24 protein-coding genes and 1 pseudogene are annotated in these 22,281 nt (G+C 68.0%); 14 read left to right on the forward strand and 11 right to left on the reverse strand.

The annotated features are described in order from the left end of the window. Positions 1-36: 36 nt before the first annotated feature. A complete protein-coding gene (locus BM198_RS07850) occupies positions 37-378 on the forward strand; it encodes an FKBP-type peptidyl-prolyl cis-trans isomerase (protein ID WP_044407361.1) in 342 nt (113 codons plus the stop codon). A 431-nt stretch (positions 379-809) separates the two neighbouring features. Here the strand turns inward: BM198_RS07850 and BM198_RS07855 are convergent, their stop codons facing one another. Further along, complete coding sequence (locus BM198_RS07855) at positions 810-2,183, reverse strand: CSLREA domain-containing protein (RefSeq protein ID WP_074969055.1); 1,374 nt, start codon at positions 2,181-2,183, stop codon at positions 810-812. A 333-nt stretch (positions 2,184-2,516) separates the two neighbouring features. On the opposite strand from BM198_RS07855, the gene BM198_RS07860 reads away from it, so the two are divergent. From BM198_RS07860 to BM198_RS07870, 3 genes are all read left to right on the forward strand, one after another. After that, positions 2,517-3,782 (forward strand): OprD family porin, encoded by a 1,266-nt coding sequence (locus BM198_RS07860; protein ID WP_074969057.1) that lies wholly within the window; start codon positions 2,517-2,519, stop codon positions 3,780-3,782. Positions 3,783-4,176: 394 nt separating this feature from the next. Next, positions 4,177-4,575, forward strand: coding sequence for a hypothetical protein (locus tag BM198_RS07865; protein ID WP_044407370.1), 399 nt, complete (start codon positions 4,177-4,179; stop codon positions 4,573-4,575). Positions 4,576-4,630: 55 nt separating this feature from the next. Then, positions 4,631-5,059, forward strand: a complete 429-nt coding sequence (locus BM198_RS07870) for a DUF4019 domain-containing protein (RefSeq protein WP_074969059.1) — start codon at positions 4,631-4,633, stop codon at positions 5,057-5,059. A gap of 33 nt (positions 5,060-5,092) precedes the next feature. Here the strand turns inward: BM198_RS07870 and BM198_RS07875 are convergent, their stop codons facing one another. From BM198_RS07875 to BM198_RS07885, 3 genes are all read right to left on the reverse strand, one after another. Then, positions 5,093-5,953 (reverse strand): FHA domain-containing protein, encoded by an 861-nt coding sequence (locus BM198_RS07875; protein ID WP_044407376.1) that lies wholly within the window; start codon positions 5,951-5,953, stop codon positions 5,093-5,095. 61 nt (positions 5,954-6,014) lie between these two features. After that, on the reverse strand, positions 6,015-7,556 hold the full coding sequence (locus tag BM198_RS07880; RefSeq protein WP_074969061.1) for a serine/threonine-protein kinase: 1,542 nt from the start codon (positions 7,554-7,556) through the stop codon (positions 6,015-6,017). Between the two features lie 17 nt (positions 7,557-7,573). After that, positions 7,574-8,374, reverse strand: a complete 801-nt coding sequence (locus BM198_RS07885; protein ID WP_074969063.1) for a PP2C family protein-serine/threonine phosphatase — start codon at positions 8,372-8,374, stop codon at positions 7,574-7,576. Positions 8,375-8,603: 229 nt separating this feature from the next. Between BM198_RS07885 and BM198_RS07890 the strand changes: the two genes are divergently transcribed. Both BM198_RS07890 and BM198_RS07895 read left to right on the forward strand, forming a co-directional pair. Continuing rightward, the gene (locus BM198_RS07890; RefSeq protein ID WP_044413559.1) at positions 8,604-9,146 is read left to right on the forward strand and encodes a hypothetical protein; all 543 of its coding nucleotides are present in this window, start codon (positions 8,604-8,606) and stop codon (positions 9,144-9,146) included. A gap of 140 nt (positions 9,147-9,286) precedes the next feature. Next, positions 9,287-9,622 carry a DUF2025 family protein gene (locus BM198_RS07895; protein WP_044413557.1) on the forward strand — a complete coding sequence of 112 codons (336 nt, stop codon included), beginning with the start codon at positions 9,287-9,289 and terminating at the stop codon, positions 9,620-9,622. Position 9,623: 1 nt separating this feature from the next. On the opposite strand, the gene BM198_RS07900 is transcribed toward BM198_RS07895, so the two are convergent. Beyond that, positions 9,624-11,162 carry a ComEC/Rec2 family competence protein gene (locus BM198_RS07900; protein WP_074969065.1) on the reverse strand — a complete coding sequence of 513 codons (1,539 nt, stop codon included), beginning with the start codon at positions 11,160-11,162 and terminating at the stop codon, positions 9,624-9,626. A gap of 31 nt (positions 11,163-11,193) precedes the next feature. Then, a complete protein-coding gene (gene def / locus BM198_RS07905; protein WP_074969067.1) occupies positions 11,194-11,733 on the reverse strand; it encodes a peptide deformylase in 540 nt (179 codons plus the stop codon). Positions 11,734-12,025: 292 nt separating this feature from the next. Here def and BM198_RS07910 point away from each other — a divergent pair, with 292 nt between their 5' ends. After that, entirely contained in the window at positions 12,026-12,235 is a 210-nt protein-coding gene (locus BM198_RS07910) for a cold-shock protein (protein WP_044413549.1), read from the forward strand. Between the two features lie 44 nt (positions 12,236-12,279). On the opposite strand, the gene BM198_RS07915 is transcribed toward BM198_RS07910, so the two are convergent. Beyond that, the gene (locus tag BM198_RS07915; protein WP_074969069.1) at positions 12,280-13,212 is read right to left on the reverse strand and encodes a LysR substrate-binding domain-containing protein; all 933 of its coding nucleotides are present in this window, start codon (positions 13,210-13,212) and stop codon (positions 12,280-12,282) included. A 121-nt stretch (positions 13,213-13,333) separates the two neighbouring features. Between BM198_RS07915 and BM198_RS07920 the strand changes: the two genes are divergently transcribed. From BM198_RS07920 to BM198_RS07930, 4 genes and pseudogenes are all read left to right on the forward strand, one after another. Continuing rightward, complete coding sequence (locus tag BM198_RS07920; RefSeq protein WP_074969071.1) at positions 13,334-14,263, forward strand: DMT family transporter; 930 nt, start codon at positions 13,334-13,336, stop codon at positions 14,261-14,263. Between the two features lie 69 nt (positions 14,264-14,332). Beyond that, a pseudogene (locus BM198_RS30755) lies at positions 14,333-14,500 on the forward strand (DUF4124 domain-containing protein); the annotation flags it as partial. A 132-nt stretch (positions 14,501-14,632) separates the two neighbouring features. Continuing rightward, positions 14,633-14,824, forward strand: coding sequence for a hypothetical protein (locus tag BM198_RS30440; RefSeq protein ID WP_244165682.1), 192 nt, complete (start codon positions 14,633-14,635; stop codon positions 14,822-14,824). A 190-nt stretch (positions 14,825-15,014) separates the two neighbouring features. Then, complete coding sequence (locus BM198_RS07930; RefSeq protein ID WP_074969074.1) at positions 15,015-15,329, forward strand: hypothetical protein; 315 nt, start codon at positions 15,015-15,017, stop codon at positions 15,327-15,329. A 74-nt stretch (positions 15,330-15,403) separates the two neighbouring features. Here BM198_RS07930 and BM198_RS07935 read toward each other — a convergent pair whose 3' ends face one another. Together BM198_RS07935 and BM198_RS07940 are read right to left on the reverse strand one after the other, a co-directional pair. Beyond that, entirely contained in the window at positions 15,404-15,673 is a 270-nt protein-coding gene (locus tag BM198_RS07935; RefSeq protein ID WP_074969076.1) for a DUF3509 domain-containing protein, read from the reverse strand. A gap of 178 nt (positions 15,674-15,851) precedes the next feature. Continuing rightward, positions 15,852-16,691, reverse strand: a complete 840-nt coding sequence (locus BM198_RS07940; protein ID WP_074969078.1) for a CvfB family protein — start codon at positions 16,689-16,691, stop codon at positions 15,852-15,854. 242 nt (positions 16,692-16,933) lie between these two features. On the opposite strand from BM198_RS07940, the gene BM198_RS07945 reads away from it, so the two are divergent. Together BM198_RS07945 and BM198_RS07950 are read left to right on the forward strand one after the other, a co-directional pair. Then, complete coding sequence (locus tag BM198_RS07945; RefSeq protein WP_074969080.1) at positions 16,934-19,282, forward strand: LTA synthase family protein; 2,349 nt, start codon at positions 16,934-16,936, stop codon at positions 19,280-19,282. A gap of 45 nt (positions 19,283-19,327) precedes the next feature. Next, positions 19,328-20,026: an RNA pseudouridine synthase gene (locus BM198_RS07950; protein ID WP_074969082.1), complete on the forward strand. Its 699-nt coding sequence runs from the start codon at positions 19,328-19,330 to the stop codon at positions 20,024-20,026. 25 nt (positions 20,027-20,051) lie between these two features. Here BM198_RS07950 and BM198_RS07955 read toward each other — a convergent pair whose 3' ends face one another. Further along, complete coding sequence (locus tag BM198_RS07955; RefSeq protein ID WP_044413527.1) at positions 20,052-21,350, reverse strand: phospholipase; 1,299 nt, start codon at positions 21,348-21,350, stop codon at positions 20,052-20,054. A 195-nt stretch (positions 21,351-21,545) separates the two neighbouring features. Here BM198_RS07955 and BM198_RS07960 point away from each other — a divergent pair, with 195 nt between their 5' ends. Continuing rightward, positions 21,546-21,854: a hypothetical protein gene (locus BM198_RS07960; RefSeq protein WP_044413524.1), complete on the forward strand. Its 309-nt coding sequence runs from the start codon at positions 21,546-21,548 to the stop codon at positions 21,852-21,854. Between the two features lie 3 nt (positions 21,855-21,857). On the opposite strand, the gene BM198_RS07965 is transcribed toward BM198_RS07960, so the two are convergent. Beyond that, positions 21,858-22,259, reverse strand: a complete 402-nt coding sequence (locus BM198_RS07965; protein ID WP_074969084.1) for a transcriptional regulator — start codon at positions 22,257-22,259, stop codon at positions 21,858-21,860. Positions 22,260-22,281: the final 22 nt, after the last annotated feature.

Here is a 22,281-nt window from a genome sequence, read left to right on the forward strand (position 1 = left end):
GCGAAAACGCGCGCCTTCCCCACCGGAGCGACTCCCATGAGCGATGAACTGAAGATCGAAGACCTGCTCGAAGGCGACGGCAAGGCCGTGGTCAAGGGCGCGCTGATCACCACCCAGTACAACGGCTGGCTGGAGGACGGCACCCTGTTCGACTCCTCCTACCAGAAAGGCCGCCCCTTCCAGTGCGTGATCGGCACCGGCCGCGTGATCAAGGGCTGGGACCAGGGCCTGATGGGCATGAAGGTCGGCGGCAAGCGCAAGCTCCACGTCCCCGCCCACCTGGCCTACGGCGACCGCCAGGTCGGCGCCCACATCACCCCCGGCTCCAACCTCGTGTTCGAGATCGAACTGCTGGAAGTGCTGACCCGGGACGACTGAGCCAGGGATTTGTAGGGAGGCTTAACAGCCATAGAGCCTTTGTCGTTCGCAACGCACATGAAGCGCACGCTTGCTCCACCATCTCGCTGAGAAGGTGAGGCGGGGACAGCGCCCCTTCAGGAGGCCGAGCGGAGTTATCGAGGAAGGGGTTGAGCGACATGGATGTCGCGAGAGCGCTGCCGGGCCAGGGATGGCCCGTCAGCGCGTGCCACTGGAGCGATGACGTAGCGAGGGAACCCGACGCAGTCGGGCCGGATGCAGGGGCAAGTTTTTTGGTTCCTTTTCAACGACTGGAAAAGGGACTCGCCCGGGAGGGCGAAACAAGAAACACCAGCAGAACTCGATAATCAGCTGGACCTTCTAGAAGTAGCCTCCTCACCCCCAAAGTACGGGGCCCCTCGCAGGCCCCGGCCCCCTTTCTCTACACCCGCTCAGGGCTTCGCCACCCACGGCTTCGGCCGCTCATAGGCCCCCAGGTCACAGCGCGCCACGCCATCACCATCCCCGTCACGCGGGCGCTTGGAACCGCGCTGGTCACGGGCGGTGCAGGTGCCGATGCCGGCGTCCACCGCCGGGCTGCGCGGGCGCAGGGCGTGGGTCTGGGTGCGGCCGTTGTTGTCCGCCAGCGGGTAGAGGACCTTGGTCATCACGTCGGCCTGCTCCACGTAGAGCTCGCCCGTGCAGTTACCCGGACCGGTGCCGAGCAGCAGGCCGATGGCCTTGTACTGCGCCTGGGCGCCCCGGTTGTCGCAGTTCATCGGGGTCGCCAGGTCCTCGTCGAGGTTGCCGGCGATGATGCTGTTGCGCAGGGTCACCTTGCCGAGGTTGATCAGCCCGTAGCCACCGCTGTTGCTGGCGATGGTCACGTTCACCAGCAGCGCTTCGGGCGGCGTGCCGCCCACCTGGTACTGGCCGTTGTTGAAGGTCGCCTGGCCGTAGTAGGGCTGGCGGTTGCCGCTGAGGGTGGCATTGGCCAGGGTCAGCACGCCGTCGTTGCCGATGGCCGAGCCGAAGCTGGCTTCGTTGCCGGTGAAGGTGGTGCGCGCCACGTCGGCGCGGCCCTTGTTGTAGAGCCCGCCGCCGAAACCGGCGTCATCGTCGTCGCTGGCGCGGTTGCCGAGCAGGGTGCTGTCGCGCAGCAGCAGGTCGCCGTCGTTGTACAGGCCGCCGCCGAGGCCGTAGTGCCCTTCGCCGGCCCCCGCCCAGTTGTTGGCGAACAGCGAGCGGTGCACCTCCAGCCGTCCGTGGTTGGCCACGCCGCCGCCGTTGCCGGGCTGGAAGGCGGCCGTGGAGCGGTTGCCGCTCACCTCCACCTGGCGCAGCACCACTTCGCCGTGGTTCTCAAGGGCGCCGCCGTAGGTGGAGCTGTGCCCACCGGTGAGGCGCAGGCGCTCCAGCACCACGCGGGCCCCGGCGAACACTTCGATCAGCCGGTCGTTGGCCTCGGGGCTGCCACTGATGATGGTGCGGCTGGGGCCCTGGCCGACGATGGTGAGGGAATCGCGGATGTCGAGGTCGCCGTTGAGGTTGTCGTCCTCGTCCAGCACATCGCCCTCCTCGTCGCGCCCGGCGGGCAGGCTGAGGCGGTAGGTTTCGGCCTGGAGGATGACGCGGTCCGGTCCCGGCAGCGCATTGGCGGCGGAGACCGCATCGCGCAGGGAGCAGTGGGCATCGCAGACCCCGTCGTAGCGGTCGTCGGTCTGGTTGACGATGAAGTCGGCAGCGCCGGCCGGCAGGCCGAGGAAGGCGAGGGACAGTGCGGCGCAAGGGGCGCCGAGGCGAGAGGGGATACGTGGCATGTGCATGACCCGTCCTGAGTGTCGTGGACAGGGCGCGGCCGCCGTTCGAGGTGAGCGTCCAGGCCCTGCCGGTTCCAATGGGTGCGGATACGACCGGGCCTCCGCACGTGCCGCCCGAATGCGGCAGGGTGATCGACCGGCGCGACGCGCCTGGGGTTCAACGAACCGGACGGAAGGTCATGCGCAGCCTGGACGCCCCGTCGCAGAGCGGCCGGCTCCGGCAGGCAGCACGGGCAGCCGCCCACGCTGTCAGGGGCAAAACGCGACCTTAGGCGGGTTGAACCCCTTGGACGACTTGGTCAGAATCGCCGCCTTTCGAAAAACCGAGCCGCACCGAACATGAAGAACACGCTCAGCCTGATCGCCCTCTGCATCGCCGCCTCCACCTCGGCCCTGGCCGACGACCAGTCCACCGCCAAGGGCTTCGTGGAAGACAGCCACCTCGACGTGCTGCTGCGCAACGCGTACATGAACCGCGACTACAAGCACCACAACAAGGACAAGATGGAGTGGGGCCAAGGCGTCATCGGCACCTTCACCTCCGGCTTCACCCAGGGCACCGTGGGCGTGGGCGTCGACGCCTTCGGCCTCTACGGCCTGCGCCTGGACGGCGGCAAGGGCCGTGTCGGCGCGGCCGGCATCGACTTCTTCAAGCCCGGCGACAGCGGCCACGCCCAGGACGACATCGCCCGTGGCGGTGCGGCGGTCAAGGCGCGCTTCTCCAACACCGTGGTGAAGTTCGGTGACCAGATGCCCGCCCTGCCGGTGCTGAGCTACGACGATTCGCGCCTGCTGCCGGAGAGCTACACCGGCACCCTGATCACCTCCAAGGAGATCGAGGGCCTGGAGCTGAACGCCGGCCACTTCACCGCCGAGACCCGCAAGAGCGCCGAAGGCCGTGACAGCGGCGGTCTCAAGCGCATCGACGTGCTGGGCGGCAGCTACCGCTTCAACGACCAGTTCAGCGCCTCGCTGTACGGCTCCGACGTGGAAGACGTGCTGAAGAAGCAGTACGTGAACCTGAACTACGTCTACCCGATCGCCAAGGACCGCTCCCTGACCCTGGACTTCAACGGCTACCGCACCCGCCTGGACAAGGACTTCGCCAAGGACGACAACCGCACCAACCGCATCTGGAGCCTGGCGGCCACCTACGCCATGGGCGCGCACTCCTTCACCCTCGCCCACCAGCGCAGCAGCGGTGACATCGGCTACCTCTACGGCGGCTACCAGAGTGCCGACTACATCGGCGACGGCGGCACCACCATCTGGCTGGCCAACTCCTACTGGTCGGACTTCAACGGCAAGGACGAGAACTCCTGGCAGGTGGCCTACGGCCTGGACTTCGCCGAGTACGGCATCCCCGGCTTGAGCTACCGCGTGGCCTACGTGCGCGGCGACAACATCGACGCCGGCCAGGCCGGCCGTGGCCAGGAGCGCGAGATCTTCAACCAGCTGCAGTACCTGGTGCAGGAAGGCCCGGCCAAGGACCTCAAGCTGAAGCTGCGCGGTTCGATGCTGCGGACGTCCAACAACGTCAACAGCTATATGGACGATGGCAACGAGGTGCGGGTGTTCGTGGAGTACCCGATCCGGGTGTTCTGATTCCCGTCCCGTTCCGAAAGGCCCCGTCGTGAAAGCGCCGGGGCTTTTTATTGGCGGTGGTCCTGTCTTCCCAGGTCCTGATACCCGCTCTCCCCCCAGCCTTATCCCAGGTAGTGAAAAATTGAGCGAACTCCGAGCGCACACTTTGCTGTTGCCTGACGCGGGGGGCGACTGAAAAAGAAACGCGCCCGCCAAGGCGAAACAGGTGACATCAGCAGAACTCGATAACCAGCCGAGCTACAAATCCCCCGCCGACACACCGTCGAACGGTTCACATAAACACCCGGTGCTGCCCATCCGCTGACTAATGGCCTGGCGCCATCAAGCCGATCCGGGCACCATGCGCACCCGGCGGCGATACCGCCCTGGACAGTCGTACCGAAAAGGATTGGAAGTGAAGAAGTACACGCGCACGGCCGCCCTTCTGGCGGTGGCCCTGGTGGCGGGGGGTTGCTCCACCCGCACCTATTTCAAGCTCCCGGAGAACACCCGGGTTTCCGTCTACGAACGCGCCGAGCAGTACCCGCAAGGCATGGTCACCACCCGGCCGTTCTTCTGGAGCGCCAGCGGTGGCATCCCCTACAAGCTCACCCGTATCGACGGGGCGCCGGTGCAGCAGGGCAAGCTGCGGGCGCGCTTCCGCGTGGCGTCGATCTTCTGGCCGCCGTTCGCGATCATCTACTGGCCCATGGGCTTCGGCCAGCGCTGCTATGACCTGACCTCCACCGAGCCGCAGCAGTGCACGCGGGGCGACATGGTTCAGCTGAAACGTGACGAGCGCCTGAAGGACTAAGGTAGAAACCCACACCCGTCGCCCGTGCGGCGGGTGCCTCAAGGAGGATTTCGTGATGAACCGACGCGGCATCCTGCCGCTGCTGGTGGGCCTGCTGTTCTGCGTCCTGACCCCGGCCCAGGCCGCTGGGGAGGCCCAGGCCATCGAGCAGGCCAAAGCCGCCGCCCGCGCCTGGCTGGCGGTGGCCGACCGTGAAGACTACATCCGCACCTGGCAGCAGGCGGCCAGTGTACTGCGCCGCAGCACCAGCCAGTACGACTGGGTGACCCTGGCGGTGGACCTGCGTTCGCCCCTGGGGGCGCTCAAGCAACGTGAACTGCAGGGCGCCAGCTACGCCACGCAGTTGCCGGGGCTGCCGGATGGGGAATACGTGATCCTGCAGTACCGCAGCGACTTCGAGCACCGGGACGGCGCGACCGAAACGGTGACGCCGATGCGCGACAGCGACGGCCGGTGGCGGGTGGTGAGCTACTTCGTGGATTGACCCCGCGCCCCACGGGCGCGAGGTCCTGGCGGGTCAGAGCACGAACTTGGCGACGGCGGCGCCGATGCCCAGCACGGCGATGACGATGCCACCGATCAGCACCAGACGCCCCTTGGCGTCTTCATTGGTCGCCACCGAGGCTGCCGCTTCGGCGGGGGCCGGTGCCACGGCGCGCAGCGGGTTGGCCGCGGCCGGCTGGCTCGCCTCGCGGGCGGCTGCAGGGGCCGGTTTGGGCAGGTCGACCACACGCACGAACTGGGTGGCGTCCTCGTCGGCCGCCTGGCGCACTTCCACCTTGGGCCCGATCACCAGCAGCGTCACCGAGGCCATGCGCACCTGGTCGCCCGGGGCGAGCACGGCGGTGCCGACCTTCTGCTGGTTGACGTAGACGCCATTGGCGGAGGCCAGGTCCTTGATCTCCAGCACATCGTCCTTGAGGAAGAACTCGGCGTGCCGGCGGGACAGTTCCAGGTCGCTGAAGCACAGTTCGCACTTCACCGACCGGCCGAAGGTCATGGAGCCGGTGACGTGGTACTTGCGCCCTTCGTTCTCGCCCTTGATCACCTGCAGGAACCAGCGCGCGGTGGGTGCGGCCTTGGGCTTGACCTTGGCCGGATCGACCAGCACCAGTTCCACGGAGCCGACCTTCACACGGTCCTCGGAACGCAGCTGGTAGCGGGCGCCGATGCGCTCGCCGTTGACCAGGGTGCCGTTGCGGGTGCCGCAGTCGGAGAGGTAGTAGTGGCCGTGGTCCTGGCGGATCTCGGCGTGGAAGGGGCTGACGTCCGCTTCGTTCAGTACCAGGTGGTTGCGTTCGTCCTGGCCGATGGTGAAGCGCTCGTCCGCCAGCCAGATGGGTTCCTGGCGGTTGTCCGCGAAGTGAATCCTGAGCATGTCCGAAGTCCTTGATTTCCGTTGCGCCAAGCCGATTGCCCAGCTGACCTGTTACCGCGCATCAATCGAAGATGCGATTCCACAAACGCTTGACCGGGTTGCTGCTCTGCTGCTGCCGGGCCGCCTGGCTGCCGGAGGCACGGGCCTGGGCCCGGCGCACGCGCTGGGCATGGCCGGCCTGCAGGGCCAGCAGGGGTTCGTCCAGCGGGCGGACCTTGAGCCCGGCCTCGATGAACTGCTGGGCCAGGGCGAACTCGCGGTGTCCGTAAGCCTCGTCGGCGAGCTGGGCGAAGCGCGCGGCGACGCGGTCGAGCCCCTGCTCGGCGCGGGCCTCGTCCGGCTTCAGGGCCAGGGCCTGGCGGTAGTGGTAGACCGCGCTGTCATCCTCGGGTTGCACCAGGCGGTCCTCGGCCAGGCGCGCATCGCCCTGGGCCAGGGCGGCCTCGATGCGGGCCTGGAGGACGCGGGCGAGGCCATCGCGGGCCTGGGCGTTGTCGGGTTCGCGGGCGAGCACGCGGTTGAAGAAGTCTTCGGCGCTGTCACCGGCCGGGCTGGCCAGTTGGCCGGCGGCCAGGCGCTGTTCGCCCTGGGCCAGGAGGTCGCGGATTTCCTTCTGCTTGACCAGGTGCAAGCCGACGGCGGAGCCGATCCCCAGCAGCAGCACGCCAAGCAGCGCCCAGCCCCAGACGGGCAGGCGACGGGCCGGGGCAGCGGCCGGCACGGGCGAACGCGGGGACGTGCGCGCGGGGCCGGCTCCCTTGGCGAGGTCGGGGGTGCGGGTGACGCGGGTGTGGTCCTGCTCGTTCTCGTTCAGCTCGGCGAGGCTGGCCAGCAGCACGCGGCAGTCGGCGAAGCGCTCTTCCGGGTCCTTGGCGAGCATGCGGTCCACCAGGAACTGGTAGGACTCCAGGGCGCCGGCCAGGCGCGGTGGCTCCATCTGCACGTGGTTGAGCACGGTCTGGGTGTAGCTGGTGCCACGGAACGGGTTGGTGCCGATGAGCAGCTCAAGGAAGATCACGCCCAGGCTGTAGATGTCGCTGCGCGGGTCCAGGGGCAGGCACTGGGCCTGCTCCGGGCTGCTGTAGGCGGGGCTGCCGACGGCGACGTCATGCTGGGTGAGGTCGCTGTCCAGAGCCAGTTCCTTGGCGATGCCGAAGTCGCTGAGCACGGCGGTGCCGTCCTCTCGGAAGAGGATGTTGGCCGGCTTGATGTCGCGGTGGATCATGCCCTTGTCGTGCACCACCACCAGGGCGCTGGCGATCTGCCGGATGAGGGTCAGCGCCCGCTGGGGCTCGAAGCGCTCGCCCCGGTGCTGCGCCAGGTCGCCACCGGCAACGAACTCCATGGCGATGTAGGGGCGGCCATCGGCGAGCCGGCCGATGTCGTGGATGGTGATGATCGCGGGATGGTGCAGCGAGGCCACCAGGTGCGCTTCCTTGATGAAGCGCTTGGCGAAGGCTTCATCATCCAGGCGTTGCAGGACCTTGATCGCCACCTGGCGGTGCAGGGATTCCTGGGTGGCGAGGTAAACCTCGGCCATGCCGCCACGGCCCAGCCGGCCTTGCACGCTGTAGCCGGGTATCTCCAACAAGCTGTCGTTCATAGGGAAGGAAGGTGCGCTTATCGCTGTTTTCGGGAGCCAAACCATCGGCTGAGGAAGCTGCGTGGCGGGGCCTCCGGTGGAACAGGCTCCGGCGCCGACAGGCCCAGCACGATGCAGGAGATATTGTCCCTGCCGCCATGGCAATTGGCTAGCTCAACCAGCGTGCCGACCATCGCTTCGAGGGTGCTCGAGCGGCTGCAGACCTGGTGCAGGGTGGCGTCGTCCAGTTCGTTGCTGAGGCCATCGCTGCACAGCAGCAGCAGCTCGCCCGGGGCGAGGCGACCGACCAGGCTGCCGACTTCCAGGGCCTGGTCGTCCCGGCCGAGGCACTGGGTGACGACGTTGCGACGCGGGTCCTGGCGGGCCTGCTCGGGGGTGAGCTGGCCGAGGTCCACCAGCATCTGCACCCAGCTGTGGTCGTGGCTGATCTGGCGGATGCCGCTGGCGTCGATGAGGTAGCAGCGGCTGTCACCGGCCCAGGCCAGCTGGTAGGCATCGCCCTGAAGGTGTAGGGCGACCAGGGTGGTGCCCATGCCGCGGCGCTCCTCGCCCCCTTCGGCTGCCACCGCGAGCACGGCTTCATTGGCGCCGTGTACGGCCGTGGGCAGATCGGCACCGGCCTGGATGTGCTGCTCCAGCGCGGCCAGGGCGGTGGCGCTGGCCACTTCGCCGCACTGGTGCCCGCCCATGCCATCGGCCACGGCCCAGAGGCCCAGGGTGCTGCTGCACAACAGGGCGTCTTCGTTGTGTTCGCGCACGCGGCCGGCCACGGACAGGGCGGCGTAGGCGGGTGCGGAGGGAGCGGGCGTGCTGGGCATGGGCGGCGGCGGGGGTCTCGGGTGGGTCGGGTCGACCCTGAATGATGGCGGCAGCCACGCTGGCTGTCGCGTTCCGTGCCCCACAAGTGTTAAACAGTCGAGGCTTTGTCGCACGCGTGGTGCGCAACCCGGGCGTCTATGCTTGCGCTTCGGGGCCGGCACGGGCCGAACCGGCCCCGCCACGTGCAGTCGAACGCTCAACCCAGGCACCCGGACCCGAGGACGCCCCATGCCCGTGACCCGCTTCAGCTTCCGCACCCTGTTGCTCGGCCTGCCCCTGCTGCTGGCCGGCTGCGCCGGCCAGTCCTGCGACGAGCCGCTTTCCGGCGAGACCTGCCGCGACGAGAAGCTGCTCTACCAGAACGACATGCTGCAGGCCAAGCTGCTGATCGCGGCGGGTGACCCGGAGAACTACGAGTTGGCCGGCGCGCTGCTCAAGCGGGCGGAGCCGGGGGATACGCGCGGCGAGGTGCCCTTCTACCAGGCGGTGCTGCTGATCAACGAGGGCCCGCAGCTGGAGGAGGTGCTCGATCTGCTGGAGAAGGCAGCGGCGCGCAAGCACCCCCACGCCATCGCCCTGCTCTACAAGATCTGGTCCGAACCCTTCCTGGCCACCGAGGCGGACCCGTTGCGCGCGGAACTGTACCGGGCACGCTATGCCGACCTGGACGTGGCCAAGAGCGGCTACCCCTCCTTCGAGAAGGCCCTGGCGGTGGTCAACACCCTGGTGGACCGTTCCAACCCGGCCGGGGCGCGGGTCAGCGGGCGCTGACGCCTGCGGCAATACGCCCAGCCCCACCTCGCCGACGCCTGCGGCACAATCCGCCCCCGGAGCCCGGCGCCAGACCGGCGCCCTTCGCCTGCGCGTGTAGACCCGAACCGGTCCTGCGGACCTTCCAGCGAGGTTTACCCATGAGCATCACTTCCAGCGGCATCTGCGCCGCCGCCGACCAGCTGCAGGGCTTCGTCGGCTTCAACCTGAAGACCGGGCACCACATCGTGCGCTTCAGCGAGGACTCCTTCGGCATGGACGTGGACAACGACAGCATCATGCCGGCCAGCGAATTCGTCTGGCAGCCCCACACCGACCACACCATGACCCTCAAGCGCGAGCTGATCCAGTTGCTGCTGGACCAGAACATCGACGAGCGCCTGAACATCAGCGAGCCGCTGCGGGTGTACATGCGCCGCCGCGACCTGCCCGAGATCACCGCCGAGCGCCGCCTGCGGGGCTGCCTGGAGGCCTGAGTCAGGCCTTCAGCACCGGCACCGGGCGCGGCTCGCCAGCCTCGTCCAGTTCGTAGCAGTAGGCTTCCTTGAGGTTGGCCTTGCCGCTGTCGGTGTAGACCAGCAGGCGCTGGCCGTCAGTGCGGGTCTTCACCAGGCCGTAGGCGGTCCGGCTGAAGGCATAGAAGTCGCCACGGCGCTCGGCCTTCTGGGCGTCGGTCAGGCGCGCCCAGCCTTCCATGCGGAAGAACGCCACCAGCTCGGTGACGAACACCAGCGGCTCCTCGACCCGGGAATGCCGCCCCAGGGCGCCCATGAGGGTGGCACGGGGGTGGATGTATTCGTTCATCGGGTCGTCGCCGCTGGAGACGACGTTGACCACCGGGGACACCCGCTTGAACAACGCGCCGGAGAAGTCCGCCGAACCGTGGTGCGGCACCTTGAACACTTCGGAACGCAGGTTGACCTGCCCGGCATCGTGCTGGCGGGCCAGGGTGCGTCCGGCTTCGTCGTTGAGGTCCCCGCAGAACAGGTAGCTGAAGCCGCCATAGGCCAGGCGGAACACCACGGAGTGGCCGTTGATGGTGTGGGAGGCGGAATACCCGGAGAAGCCGGTGGGCGCCGTTTCCAGCGAGTCATGACCGACACGGGGCCCGGAGGGTGGCGCACCGAGGAACGGCAGGCCGGCGTCGGCCCCTTCGCCGACCGGCAATGGGCCGAGCACCTGGACGTCCACCCCCTCCTTGCGGAGGAAGTCGAAGGCATCGTGCTGGCCGAAGGACAGGCGGCGGAACTCGATGGGCTGGCGGGCCCGGCTCGACCAGGCCTCCAGCGCCTTGCGCCAGGCGCGGAAGTCGGTGTTCATCGCCTCGGCCGGTACGTCCAGGGGGTTGTCCAGCAGGGGCGAGACCAGCAGGGCGTCGCCGGCCTGGCGGGTGGGGCCGAGCTGCTCGGTTTCCTTGAGGCCCTTGGCGGCACGCTTGACCAGGCCGTTGTGGTAGATCCGCCGGGGCTCGATGAACAGCCGCTTGCGCGGTTCGGCGTTGGTTTCCGAGCGGTGGATCTGGGTCAGCCCGGAGAAGTGGTCGGCATCGCCGTGGGTGACGAGGATGCAGTCGATCACCTTGGGCGCCTCGGGCGAGGAGCCGCGGTAGCGAGCGGCCAGGTAGCGGGCGAACATCTGGTTGTCGCCGCCGTCCACCAGCATCACCTGGCCGCCCGGGGTCTCGATCACCGCGCCATCGCCCTGCTGCACGTCGACGAAGTTGACCTTGAGCACCCGGCTTTCCGTGCGCGGCATGACCAGGTCGGCCGGTCGCAGGGGCTTGCCATCGCGGCGCCTGGCCGAGCGCGGAGGCACCAGCCAGGCCTCGGTGGCGACGGGCAGGATGCTGCCGTCGGGGCGCTCCTCGTAGGTGTGGGTGGCGATGCGCACATGCCGCTCGGTCACCTCCAGTACCTCGACGAAATCCCCCCAGGCGAGGGTGTAGAGCAGCGTGTTGCGTTCCGGGCTGTCGTAGACGTTGGCGAGGTCGACGGCGATGGCGTGCTGGGCGGTCATGCTCGGGCTCCTTCCGGGCGTGTTGGGCGGGTCAGTCGTCGGCCGTGGGATCGAGGCCGGGGAACAGCACCTCGGTGAAGCCGAAGCGGGTGAAGTCTTCGATGCGCGAGGGGTAAAGCCGGCCGATCAGGTGGTCGCATTCATGCTGTACGACGCGGGCGTGGAAGCCGTCGACGGTGCGATCGATGGGCTGTCCGTCCGGATCGATGCCCTGGTAGCGGATGGTCCGGTAGCGCGGCACCCAGCCACGCAGGCCGGGCACCGAGAGGCAACCTTCCCAGCCGCTTTCTCGGGCATCGTCCAGGGGCGTGATCACCGGGTTGAGGAGGATGGTGGGCGGCACAGCCGGCGCGTCGGGGTACCGCTCGCTGCGCTCGAACCCGAAGATCACCAGCTGCAGGTCGACGCCGATCTGCGGGGCGGCCAGGCCGACGCCGCCGACGTGGTGCATGGTTTCGAACATGTCGTCGATCAGCGTCTTGAGGGCGGCGCTGCCGATCATCTCGTCGGGCACGGGCGGGGCGATGCGCAACAGGCGCGGGTCACCCATGCGGAGGATTTCGCGGATCATCTCGGGCATTCCGGAGCGGTGGCTGGAGGGGCTCGATGAAGCCTGCAAACGCGACCGCTGGCAAGGGTCGCAACGGCTTTGCAACGCACCTCGCCGGGGGGCGCAAACGGGTCTTTCAACGCAGCGCTAAAAAACGGTAGGCAATCCCCGAAATGACGGGTATGGTGTTGCCCACTGTGCTGCATGTGTGACGTAAATCGATCCATGTTCCAAGCTTCGATTTGTACTCTTTGCGCTCAGTCCGGCGTGGAAAGTCCTCGCCGTGTCAACTTTGTTCAAGGAGTTACTCCAAATGGCTGATCGTCAAACTGGCACCGTTAAGTGGTTCAACGATGAGAAAGGCTTCGGCTTCATCACCACTGACAACGGCCCGGACCTGTTCGTCCACTACCGCTCCATCCAGTCCAACGGCTTCAAAACTCTGAAGGAAGGCCAAAAGGTTTCCTTCGTAGCCGTTCAGGGCCAGAAGGGCATGCAGGCAGACGAAGTCCAAGTGATCTGATCACCGACCGTCTTCCGGAAAAACCGGCCCTCGGGCCGGTTTTTTCATGCCTGCGATTTGGCTTCGCTGACGCGCGTACTGGCGCGAGCCTCAGCCACCAGCCAGTCGATCAGCCGGCGTAGTCGCTCGCTGGGCTGCCCCTTCCGGCTCCAGGCCAGGCGGTATTCCCAGGGTGTAGGCAAGCGACACGCCTCACCGAACGGCAGCACCAGTCGCCCCTGCGCGATGTCGTCCCCCGCCAGCGCCGTCGACCCCAACGCAAAGCCCTGCCCATTCACCGCCCCCTGGATCGCATGCCCGATCAGGCCGAAGCGGATGCCGGCCGAGGTATCGACGCGCGCGCCGACATAGCGCTCGAACCAGTCCCCCCAGTCGGGAATCCGCAGGTTGCTGGCGCTCTTCCAATGGGCGTGGACCAGCCGCGCGCCCACCAGATCAGCCGGCTCGCGGACCGGATGGGCCTCCAGGTAGGCCGGACTGCACACCGGGAAGAACACCTCGCGGAACAGCAGCTCGCTGGCAGGCAGCACGGTGCCCTCGGTGACGAAGCGGATCGCCAGGCTGGCCTCGCCGCGCTCCAGGTCCACCAGCTCTTCGGTGGCCTCCAGGCTCAGGGCGATGTCCGGATGAGTGCCGGAGAACTGGTTGAGCCGGCGCATCAACCAGTGGGACGCGATGGAGGGCGCACAGCTGACCTGCAGCGGCCCCTCGGGCATGCCCCGCAGCGCCGCCGCCCCCTCGGCCAGCAGGGCGAACGCCTGGGACACGGTGGCAGCCAGGCGCCGGCCGTTGTCGTTGAGGGTGACGGTGTTGCGGGTACGGTCGAACAGGCTGACCCCGAGCTCTTCTTCCAGCAGACGGATCTGCCGGCTGACGGCACCCGGGGTGACCGACAGCTCATGGGCGGCTTCGGTGAAGTTGCGGCTGCGGGCGGCGACCTCGAAGGCGCGCAGGGCGACAAGGGATGGTGTGCGCATGGGAGTGCTTTGAGTTGAAGTCAAAGCATGATGACAAAACATCGTTTGAATGCAAGGCGCCTGCTCGCCATCCTGCCGCCCTTCCGGCCCACCTGTGCGGCCCCTGCCTTGCGAGTCATCGATGAGACCCACACGCCTGCCCCTGGACCCTTTCGCCTGCGGCCTGATGCTGCTGCTCTGCATCGTCTGGGGCTTCCAGCAGGTCTCCATCAAGCTGGTGGAGCAGGACGTGGCGCCGGTCCTGCAACTGGCCATCCGCTCCGGCATCGCCGCGCTGGTGCTGGGCGCCATCACCCTGTGGCGGGAAGGCCGTGGTGCCTTCGGTGACGGCACCCTGCTGCCGGGGCTGGGGGTCGGCCTGCTGTTCACCCTGGAGTTCTTCTTCATCTCCGAAGGGCTGGTCCGCACCAGCGCGTCCCACATCGCGGTGTTCCTCTACACCGCGCCGATCTTCGCCGCCCTGGGGCTGCACCTGATCCTCCCCGAGGAACGCCTGTCGCCGGTCCAGTGGCTGGGCGTGCTGGTGGCCTTCGGCGGCATCGCCCTGGCCTTTCTCGGCAAGCCGGGGAATGCCGCAGGCAGCCTGTTCGGCGATGCACTGGGCATCTGCGCCGCCATCGCCTGGGGCGCCACCACCGTGCTCATCCGGGGCTCGAGCCTGTCGGAAGCCGCCCCGGTGAAGACGCTTTTCTACCAGCTCGGCGTTGCCGGCGTGGTCCTGCTGGCGGTGGCCGTCGCCACCGGCCGCCTGGGTCTGGTCCCCAGCGACCGCGCCCTGCTCAGCCTCGGCTTCCAGGTGGTGGTGGTGGCACTGATCAGCTACCTGGGGTGGTTCTGGCTCCTGCGCCGCTACCTCGCCTCGCGCCTGTCGATGCTGTCGTTCATGACTCCGTTGTTCGGCGTCGGCTTCGGTGTGCTAGTGCTGGGCGAACCGCTGGACTCCTCCTTCATCTTCGGCGGCCTGCTGGTACTGGGCGGCCTGCTGCTGGTCACCGGCGCCGAGCTGCTGCGCGACCACCTGGCGCGTCGGCGCGTGACACACAGCACCTGATTGCACCTATCGGTCAGGAAAAAGGGCTGATAGCCTGTCGGCCGTTTCAGACGAAGTGAGGGATGCACTTTGAGATCGGCCCTGCTCGGCCTCTGCCTGCTGCCCATGCTGGCGCAGGCGGCCGTTTACAAATGCGTCGGCAACGACGGCGCTGTCAGCTACTCCGCCGTGCCCTGCCCCGCCACCGAAGGCCAGACCACACGGATCGTGGAACCTATGCCGACCTCCGGCCCGCCTGCAGCGGTACCCCCCCTGGAAACACAAGCCTCCCCCGCAGCCACGGCAAGCGAGCCAGCCCGCCCACCTGGCACGCGCATCACCGTAATTGAGGACAGCTCCGCCAGTAATCGGGAAGCACGAGCCAACGAGATGCGCGAACGTGCCCAGCGAGAGAAGGAGGAGAGTTACATCAGGGATTTCGAACGCATCAAGCGTCGAGAGCAAGAACTGCGCCTGCAGCGCGAATACGAAGCCCGCCAGCGCCAACAGAGCCCTACCCCATCCCCCAACAGCAGTTCGTCGACCACCGGGGAACCATCGAGCACGGGCACGGGTCAGTGACAACGAGGCCGATGACCGGCGGCCTCAGGCCTCGGACCCCATAGAGTCGCCGCTGGGGGTCCGGGGTCGTTTCACCTGTCATCTCCGCTCACAGTTTCCCTGCGCCCGGGGCGTTCACGCCGGGCTCGGACTGACCGATCATGCCGAGCGTTAACGGCCCGATCTGCGGCCAGTCCCACGGAGCCCAACCATGCCCACACGTTCCCGCCTCCCCTCCCTGCTGTTCGGCAGCACCCTGCTGCTCGCTCTCGCCGGCTGCGACATGGCACAGGAGTCGGCCGACCGCCTCGCCGAGAAGACCCGCGAAGCCGCCGAGGAACTGGCCCGTGAAGCCATCAACGACACCGTGGACCAAGTGAACAAGGAAGTGGACAAGGCGCAGCAGGCCACCCGCGAATGGCTCAAGGCGCAGCCCGGCGAACAGCCCGAGCAACCGCCCCGTGCCGAAGGCGAACGCCCGAAGGAGGGCGACGCCATGATGCCGCCCGCTGGCGTGGAAACCTGATCCGCCTCGCACCCAGCGCAGACGCGAGAACGCCGGCCCGGGTCGCCCCGGGCCGGCGTTCTGTCATGTGGAAATCAGGCGCCGAAATAGCGCGGCAACGGCGTGCTGTGCAGGTTGCGCAACGACTCCACCGGCGGCACCTCGCCCAGCTCCAGGGCGATGTCGCGGCGCAGCGTAGCGATGATCAGCTCCAGCTGAGCCGGCTGCTTGAGCGCCGGCACCACGCGCTGGAAGCGGGTGTCGCCCTTCTCCAGCACCACCACGTAGCCACCGTCGGGGCGGCGCTGGGCGCTGAGCGCGTAGTCGGGAAAGGCCTTGGCCAACTGCTTGATGTCGAGACCCATAGCGTTTCACTCTCCAAGGGGCAAAATTTTTCCTGGCAGGGTGTCCTGCAGGCAGCGTGCCAGCCTTGAGACAAGCGAAAGCCCAATAAAATCAATGTGTTGGTGAAATAAGCCCAACCCGCTTTCGTGCATTTCGCCCGATCACCCGAAAATCACCGGGCAATATGCACGATGCGATTCAGCGGCGCGCCAGCTCGATGCCGTCCTCGTGGATGACGATCTCACCGCGCTTGTAGAGGCCGCCGATGGCCTTCTTGAAGTTGCCCTTGCTGACGTTGAACATCTGGGCGATCACCTCCGGCGGGCTCTTGTCGCTCAATGCCAGGCGGCCACCTTCGGCGCGCAGACGCTCGAGGATGCGCTCGGCGAGGTCGGACGAAGCGGCTTGCCCCTGGGGCTGCAGGCTCAGGGCGATCTTGCCGTCGGGGCGGATCTCGCGGATGTAGCCCTTCTCGCGCATGCCGCTGCGCAGGAACTTGAACACCTCGTTGCGGTGGATCAGCCCCCAGTGGCGGTCCTCGATGATGGCCTTGAAGCCCATGTCGGTCTGCTCCACCACCAGCAGGTCCACTTCCTGGCCCACGCTGTAGCGGGCCGGGGTGGTGTCCAGGTAGCGGTCCAGCCGGGCGGTGGCGGTGATGCGGCGGGAGCGGTCGAGGTAGACGTGCACCACGCAGTAGTCGCCCACCTGCAGCGGGCGCTTCTCTTCCGAGTGCGGCAGCAGCAGGTCCTTCGGCAGGCCCCAGTCGAGGAACAGGCCGATGCGGTTGATCTCCACCACCTTCAGGCTGGCGAAACCGCCCACCTGGACCTTGGGTTTCTGGGTGGTGGCGATCAGGCGGTCCTCGCTGTCGAGGTAGACGAACACGTTGAGCCAGTCACCCACTTCGCAGGGCTGGTCCTTGGGCACATAACGCCGGGGCAGCAGGATCTCGCCTTCCGCACCACCGTCCAGATAGAGACCGAAATCGGTGTGCTTGGCCACCGGCAGGCTGTTGAATCGACCGATCAGGGCCATCTCGCGTACCTCGAATTGACAGGGCGCGCATTCTACAGCCCCCGCCGCAACGGGGCCACGCACACCGCTCGACGGCCTCGCAACGCCGCCCGTCGCCGCTTCGCTGAAACACCTTGATGCGGAGAATTCCGCATTGCCGGCGTTGTCTACTGGCCGCTAGCACAATGATGTTTCAGAATCGTGTCCACATTGAAACATTTGCCCAGTTTTCGGATTCTCGCTGCCCTAACTCAGGAGTTCCTGTGCGCACCATCGGCCGCTGGCTGTCTGCTCCCCTCCACCTGTTCCTGCTCATCGTCCTGTTCATTGGCATCCCGTTGGTCAGCCGTGCACTGCTCGGCTGGAGCGAAGGCTTCGGCTACGGTTCCGACCTGGCCTTCGGCAGCCTTCTGGTGGCCCTGCTGTATGGTCGCCCGCGCTGGGTAGCGCTGCCGGTGATGCTGTTCTGGGCGCTGATCATGCTGGGGACGGCCGAGCTGGTGGGCGCAGTCGGGCGCATGCCCGAGCCGAGCGACCTCAAGTACCTGCTGGACCCGCAGTTCGTCGGCCACTCCACCCAGGGCGGCGGGCTGACCTACCCCTGGCTGGCCGGCGCGCTGGCCATCGGCATCCTCGCCGCCCTGCTGGCCTGGCATCGTCCGGCCAAACGCCCGGCCCGTGCCTGGCTGGCCGTGCCGCTCGCCCTGCTGGCCGGCCACGCCACCCTGCAGTACCTGCGCCCCAGCGAAGCGGACCAGTGGCGCCAGTTCAACCTGCCCCACAAGCTGCTCGCCGGTGCCCTCAGCAGCGGCCAGATGGCCGTGGAAGACTGGCTCGCCGGGGACCAACCGGAAAGCCCGCCGGACATCGCCGGCCTGGCCCGCCTGGACCTCGACGGCACCCCGCTGCTGGCCGGCCCCGGCCAGGCGCGCAACGTGCTGGTGATCACCCTGGAAGGCATCCCGGGGGCCTACATCGCCGCCAACCGCGCCGCCATCAACAGCCACTACGCCGAATCGCCCATGCCGCGCCTGAGCCAGTGGGCCGAACGCGCCATGACCACGCCGGACTACGTACTGCACAGCCACCAGACCATCCGCGGCCTCTACGCCATGCTCTGCGGTGACTACAGCAAGCTCGACTCCGGCACCCCCAAGGGCCTGGAACTGCTGAACAACCCCACCCGCGCCCAGGACTGCCTGCCGGCCCAGCTGCACCAGCACGGCTTCAGCACCCACTTCCTGCAGGGTGCCGGGCTGCGCTTCATGGCCAAGGACAAGATCATGCCGCGCATGGGCTTCGACAAGACCCAGGGCCGCGACTGGTTCCGCAACACCCCCTACCTCGAATTCCCCTGGGGCATGGACGACAAGGCCTTCTTCGAGGGCGCGCAGACCTACGTGCAGCAACTGCGCAAGCAGAAGAAGCCGTGGATGCTCACCCTGCTCACCGTCGGCACCCACCAGCCCTACTCGGCGCCGGAGGACTACCTGGCCCGCTACCCGGACGCCAAGCGCGCCGCCATCGCCTACCTGGACGATGCCGTGGACGCCTTCCTCAGCGGCCTGGAGAAACAGGGCGTACTGAAGGACACCCTGGTCATCATCACCTCCGACGAATCCCACGGCATCGACCAGGTGCGCCTGGCCTCCGCCTGGGGCTTCAACCTGGTGCTGGCCCCCGAGCAGGCCGCCCTGCCGCCGATCAAGGGGGGCGTCTACGGCCACGTCGACCTGACCGCCTCGGTGCTCGACTACTTCGGCTACCGCGTCCCGCTGAGCCTGGCCGGCCGCTCGCTGTTCCGTGACTACGAGCAGGGCCGCGAGATGATCTCCTACACCAACGGCATGCTGCGCTACCACGACGGCAGGGACCACTTCGTCGAATGCGACTTCCAGCAGGTCTGCCGGCGCTACCGCAGTGAAGGCTTCATCGCCGACCAGGCCCGCTTCGACGGCCGTTTCAGCGGCCGCGAAGCCCGCCAGGTGGCCACCCGGGGCACCCTGCTGGACCAGTCTCTGGTCGGCGGCCAGGTGGGCCAGGAATACCAGTTCGCCACCCGCGAGCGCATCCGCCTGAAGCAGCAGGTGAAGGACGACTGGGCCGACAACCTGATCGGCGCCCAGTACCTGGAGCTGCCGAAGAACACCCGCACCGAGGTGGAACTGACCATCAAGGTCCACGCCATGGACGCCAAGGGCGCCCGCCTGCAGCTCAAAACCAAGGAGTTCGAGCGCGACGTGGCCCTGGCCATTCCCGAGTTCCCGCTGCTCAAGCGCGGCAAGCCGGTGACCCTGCACTTCGCCTTCGACAACCCCGAGGCGCGCAAGGCATTCTCCTTCCACCTGCTGGCCGAAGGGCGCGGCACCATCGAGATCAGCAACTTCAAGGTGGTCACCCAGCCGCTGCCCACGCCGCCCGCCACGCCGGAGGCGGCCAGCCAGGTGGCCGAGGCCGCCCCCGAGCGCAAGGGCATCGCCCGGGTGTTCAACCTGTTCGCCCGCCATCCGGAGACGGTCGACAGCGACCTGGAGAGCACCGGGGAAGCCGAATCCGAGGCCCTGCCCGAGCTGTTACCGGTCGACGCCGAGCCGGAAACCCTGGTGCGCTGACCGCGCACCGGGGACAATGCGGGCCCCGCCACAGGAGCCCGCACCATGACCGACCCCATCCGCCTCTCCAAGCGCCTCGCCGAGCTGCTGCCCTGCTCGCGCCGCGACGCCGAGCTGTACATCGAGAACGGCTGGGTCAGCGTCGCCGGCCAGGTGGTGGAAGAACCCCACGCACGGGTGACCGACGAAGTCATCAACCTGCACCCCGACGCCAAGCCGACGCCGGTGCCGCCGGTCACCCTGCTGCTGCACAAACCCGCCGGCGTGGATGAGGACGGCGCCCGCGCCCTGCTGGTGCCGGCCAACCTGGCGGCGGAGCAGGCCGGCGAGCGCACCCTGCGCAAGCACTTCTCGCGACTGACGCAGATGGCCCCGCTGGAACCCCGGGCCAGCGGCCTGGTGATCTTCACCCAGGCCCACGGCGTCACCCTGCGCTTCGAGCGCCCGCTGGAAGAGGAATACACCGTCGACGTGCGCGGCGAAGCCGATGCCGAACACCTGGCGCGGGTGGCACGCGGGGTCGAGCACAAAGGCCGCCCGCTGCCCCGGGCCAAGGTCAGCTGGCAGAGCGAGAACCGCCTGCGCATCGCCCTGAAGAGCCCGCGCCCCGGCCAGCTGCGGCAGATCTGCGAGCACCTCGGCCTGGAGCTGCTGGGCCTGCGGCGCCTGCGCCTGGGCGGCGTCTCGGCAGCACGGCTGCAGCCGGGGCAGTGGCGTTACCTGCTGCCCGGCGAGAAGTTCTGAAGCGGCGGGCCAATGGCCCGCCTTCCTATGGATTGTCCAGGGTGGTCTTCACCAGGTTGCGGGTGTGCCCGGCGAAATGCCGGATCAGCTTCACCAGCACCTCGTTCAGCGCCGGATCGGTCTCCGCCGGCTTGAGCTGGTTGCCCGCACTGAAGCCCTGCCCCGGCTGGGCACCGGCCAGCCACAGGCCGATGCGCTCGTCGAACTCGTCCGCCGCCTCATAGGACTCCTGCGCCACCACGTCCTGCAGGTAGCCGGGGCCGAACGGCGGGTAGCGGTCGTCGTCCGACGTGTCCGCATAGGCCCTGAGCAGCGGGTCGTCATTGCGCCCCTCGCGCAGCAGCCGGCGCAACCAGTCGGCCTGGTACTTCTCCACTTCCGTATGGCGGGTCGCCACCCGCTCGATGGCCGCCTCCTTGCCCGAGGTATCGCCCAGCGCCGCCTGGATGGCCGTCCACATCAGCGTGGCGGTGTTTTCACCGGGCAGGGCCTTGGCGTGGTAGGGCTGGGTCAGGTCCTGCACGTAGTGCAGCGCCCAGCCGAGGAAGCGGTAGCCCCAGTACGGGTGGCCACTCTCGAACGCCAGCCGCGCCAGCGCCATGTACTGGCGCACGCGCAGCTCCGGGTAGGTGCGGGCGAGGAACGGCGCGGCCTGATAGATGACCGCCGACTCGTGGTAGTAGCCGATGTGGAACGGCGCCTGTGACGAGTATTCGAAACGCGCATCACCGAAGGGCTGGGGGCCGAAGCCGTAGAGCGCGCCGACCTCGCCGGGGTTGTCCGAGAAGAGGTTGATGTCGTGCCCGTAGTCCGGCTCGTCCGCCGCGCTGGCGAGCACCGCACGGGGGCTCACCCGCTCCCCCGGCTCCACCGCCAGGAAGCGCCATTCGTTCCACAGGCTCAGCTTGCGGAACACCAGCACGTCCTGGGCCGGCAGCACCTTGGCCGCCGGCAGCTCCAGCCCCGGCAGCGCCTGGACGAAATACGCCAGGCGGATCTCCGGGCTGACCCGCAGCGCCATGAGGAAGGCACGACGCCGGTCGCCGCTGCCATCGGTGATCCAGCGCAGGCTGTCCGGCCGGGCCGGGTAGTCCGGCAGCTCCTCGCGGGCACGCGCCTCCTGCTCGTCCAGCACCTGCTGCAGGGCCACCGCCTCGGCTGCGAGAAAGTCCTCCAGGCGCTCCACCTGCACCGGCTCGGCCTGGCGCAGCTCGGGCAGGTCGGCCAGGGCCAGCCAGGTGCCGAGGGAATGGTTGGACCAGGCCAGCAGGGTGGCCGGCGAACAGGCGATCAGGCCGCAGAGGGCGAGCAGCAGGCGTTTCATTGCATCTCCGTGTCTGGGGCGCCCTCTTGCCGGGGCGCTCGTCACGCAAGGGTAACAATCGAAGGAACGCCGGGGCACTGTCCAGGCAGGACAGGCGACTCACCAAATCGGTCGCTGCCCCTCGTCGGGCCATGGGAACCCCCGCCACAGGGCCGGTGGTCCACCCTCTGCGACCCCATCCACGAGGAGCCCGCCATGACCACGCCGATCACCCGCGACACCGCCATGCGCCTGGCCACCCAGGCCTTCCTGCCCTATGGCTGCCAGGCCCGGGCCCATGACGAGGACGACAGCTTCAGCTTCACCGTGACCGACCTCCACGGCGGCAAGGTGCTGGAGATCAGCCACGTCCGCAGCACCCAGTACGCCGACCCGGTGCGCCTGGCCGGCGTGCTGGAACAGGTTCGGCTGGACCTGACCCACCAGGGGCGCAACCTCGACCCCTGGGCCATGCCCTACATCCCCGATCCCGAGGTGCTGCCGGAAACCCCGCCGAACTACTGAGGCTCAGGCCCTGGCCGCCTGGTCGGCCAGGGTGTCGAACACCTCCGGCACCAGCGCCGCACTGCCGCGCTCGGTCAGTTGCTCGCGCACCTGCAGGTGCGCCGGCAGGCTGCTGCCGAGGATCTCCAGCAGGCGCACGCCTCGCGCGCCCAGCACGAAGTTCTCGCCGTTGCCGCCCTCCGCCTCCGGGCGGTGCTCCAGGTAGCCGCCCTCCAGCAGCAGGGCCTCGTAGTCCGCCGCGCGCATCTTCAGCGCATCCATATTGCCGCCAGGGTCGCGACCGCTGGCCAGGCGCTCCTCGGCCAGTTGCGCGGCGTACTCGCGCGGGGCGAAGGGTCGGTTCGCGCCGTTCTGCGCCTCGTGCAGCAGGCGTTCGATCAGTTCCCAGTCGTAGTGCTCGTTCATGGCGATGACTCCTGTGGTGGTC

Origin of the sequence: Metapseudomonas otitidis (genome assembly GCF_900111835.1) — a bacterium.
GTDB lineage: Bacteria > Pseudomonadota > Gammaproteobacteria > Pseudomonadales > Pseudomonadaceae > Metapseudomonas > Metapseudomonas otitidis.

What these genes read in the sequence shown, in the direction of transcription:
- BM198_RS07885 (WP_074969063.1), bottom strand. Translation starts at nt 8,374, where the DNA reads ATGCCCAGCACGCCCGCTCCCTCCGCACCCGCCTACGCCGCCCTGTCC.
- BM198_RS07930 (WP_074969074.1), top strand. Translation starts at nt 15,015, where the DNA reads ATGCCCACACGTTCCCGCCTCCCCTCCCTGCTGTTCGGCAGCACCCTG.
- BM198_RS07850 (WP_044407361.1), top strand. Translation starts at nt 37, where the DNA reads ATGAGCGATGAACTGAAGATCGAAGACCTGCTCGAAGGCGACGGCAAG.
- def (WP_074969067.1), bottom strand. Translation starts at nt 11,733, where the DNA reads ATGATCCGCGAAATCCTCCGCATGGGTGACCCGCGCCTGTTGCGCATC.
- BM198_RS07900 (WP_074969065.1), bottom strand. Translation starts at nt 11,162, where the DNA reads ATGACCGCCCAGCACGCCATCGCCGTCGACCTCGCCAACGTCTACGAC.
- BM198_RS07955 (WP_044413527.1), bottom strand. Translation starts at nt 21,350, where the DNA reads ATGAAACGCCTGCTGCTCGCCCTCTGCGGCCTGATCGCCTGTTCGCCG.
- BM198_RS07965 (WP_074969084.1), bottom strand. Translation starts at nt 22,259, where the DNA reads ATGAACGAGCACTACGACTGGGAACTGATCGAACGCCTGCTGCACGAG.
- BM198_RS07910 (WP_044413549.1), top strand. Translation starts at nt 12,026, where the DNA reads ATGGCTGATCGTCAAACTGGCACCGTTAAGTGGTTCAACGATGAGAAA.
- BM198_RS07940 (WP_074969078.1), bottom strand. Translation starts at nt 16,691, where the DNA reads ATGGCCCTGATCGGTCGATTCAACAGCCTGCCGGTGGCCAAGCACACC.
- BM198_RS07855 (WP_074969055.1), bottom strand. Translation starts at nt 2,183, where the DNA reads ATGCACATGCCACGTATCCCCTCTCGCCTCGGCGCCCCTTGCGCCGCA.
- BM198_RS07880 (WP_074969061.1), bottom strand. Translation starts at nt 7,556, where the DNA reads ATGAACGACAGCTTGTTGGAGATACCCGGCTACAGCGTGCAAGGCCGG.
- BM198_RS07935 (WP_074969076.1), bottom strand. Translation starts at nt 15,673, where the DNA reads ATGGGTCTCGACATCAAGCAGTTGGCCAAGGCCTTTCCCGACTACGCG.
- BM198_RS07950 (WP_074969082.1), top strand. Translation starts at nt 19,328, where the DNA reads ATGACCGACCCCATCCGCCTCTCCAAGCGCCTCGCCGAGCTGCTGCCC.
- BM198_RS07960 (WP_044413524.1), top strand. Translation starts at nt 21,546, where the DNA reads ATGACCACGCCGATCACCCGCGACACCGCCATGCGCCTGGCCACCCAG.
- BM198_RS07920 (WP_074969071.1), top strand. Translation starts at nt 13,334, where the DNA reads ATGAGACCCACACGCCTGCCCCTGGACCCTTTCGCCTGCGGCCTGATG.
- BM198_RS07890 (WP_044413559.1), top strand. Translation starts at nt 8,604, where the DNA reads ATGCCCGTGACCCGCTTCAGCTTCCGCACCCTGTTGCTCGGCCTGCCC.
- BM198_RS07915 (WP_074969069.1), bottom strand. Translation starts at nt 13,212, where the DNA reads ATGCGCACACCATCCCTTGTCGCCCTGCGCGCCTTCGAGGTCGCCGCC.
- BM198_RS07870 (WP_074969059.1), top strand. Translation starts at nt 4,631, where the DNA reads ATGAACCGACGCGGCATCCTGCCGCTGCTGGTGGGCCTGCTGTTCTGC.
- BM198_RS07895 (WP_044413557.1), top strand. Translation starts at nt 9,287, where the DNA reads ATGAGCATCACTTCCAGCGGCATCTGCGCCGCCGCCGACCAGCTGCAG.
- BM198_RS07860 (WP_074969057.1), top strand. Translation starts at nt 2,517, where the DNA reads ATGAAGAACACGCTCAGCCTGATCGCCCTCTGCATCGCCGCCTCCACC.
- BM198_RS07875 (WP_044407376.1), bottom strand. Translation starts at nt 5,953, where the DNA reads ATGCTCAGGATTCACTTCGCGGACAACCGCCAGGAACCCATCTGGCTG.
- BM198_RS30440 (WP_244165682.1), top strand. Translation starts at nt 14,633, where the DNA reads ATGCGCGAACGTGCCCAGCGAGAGAAGGAGGAGAGTTACATCAGGGAT.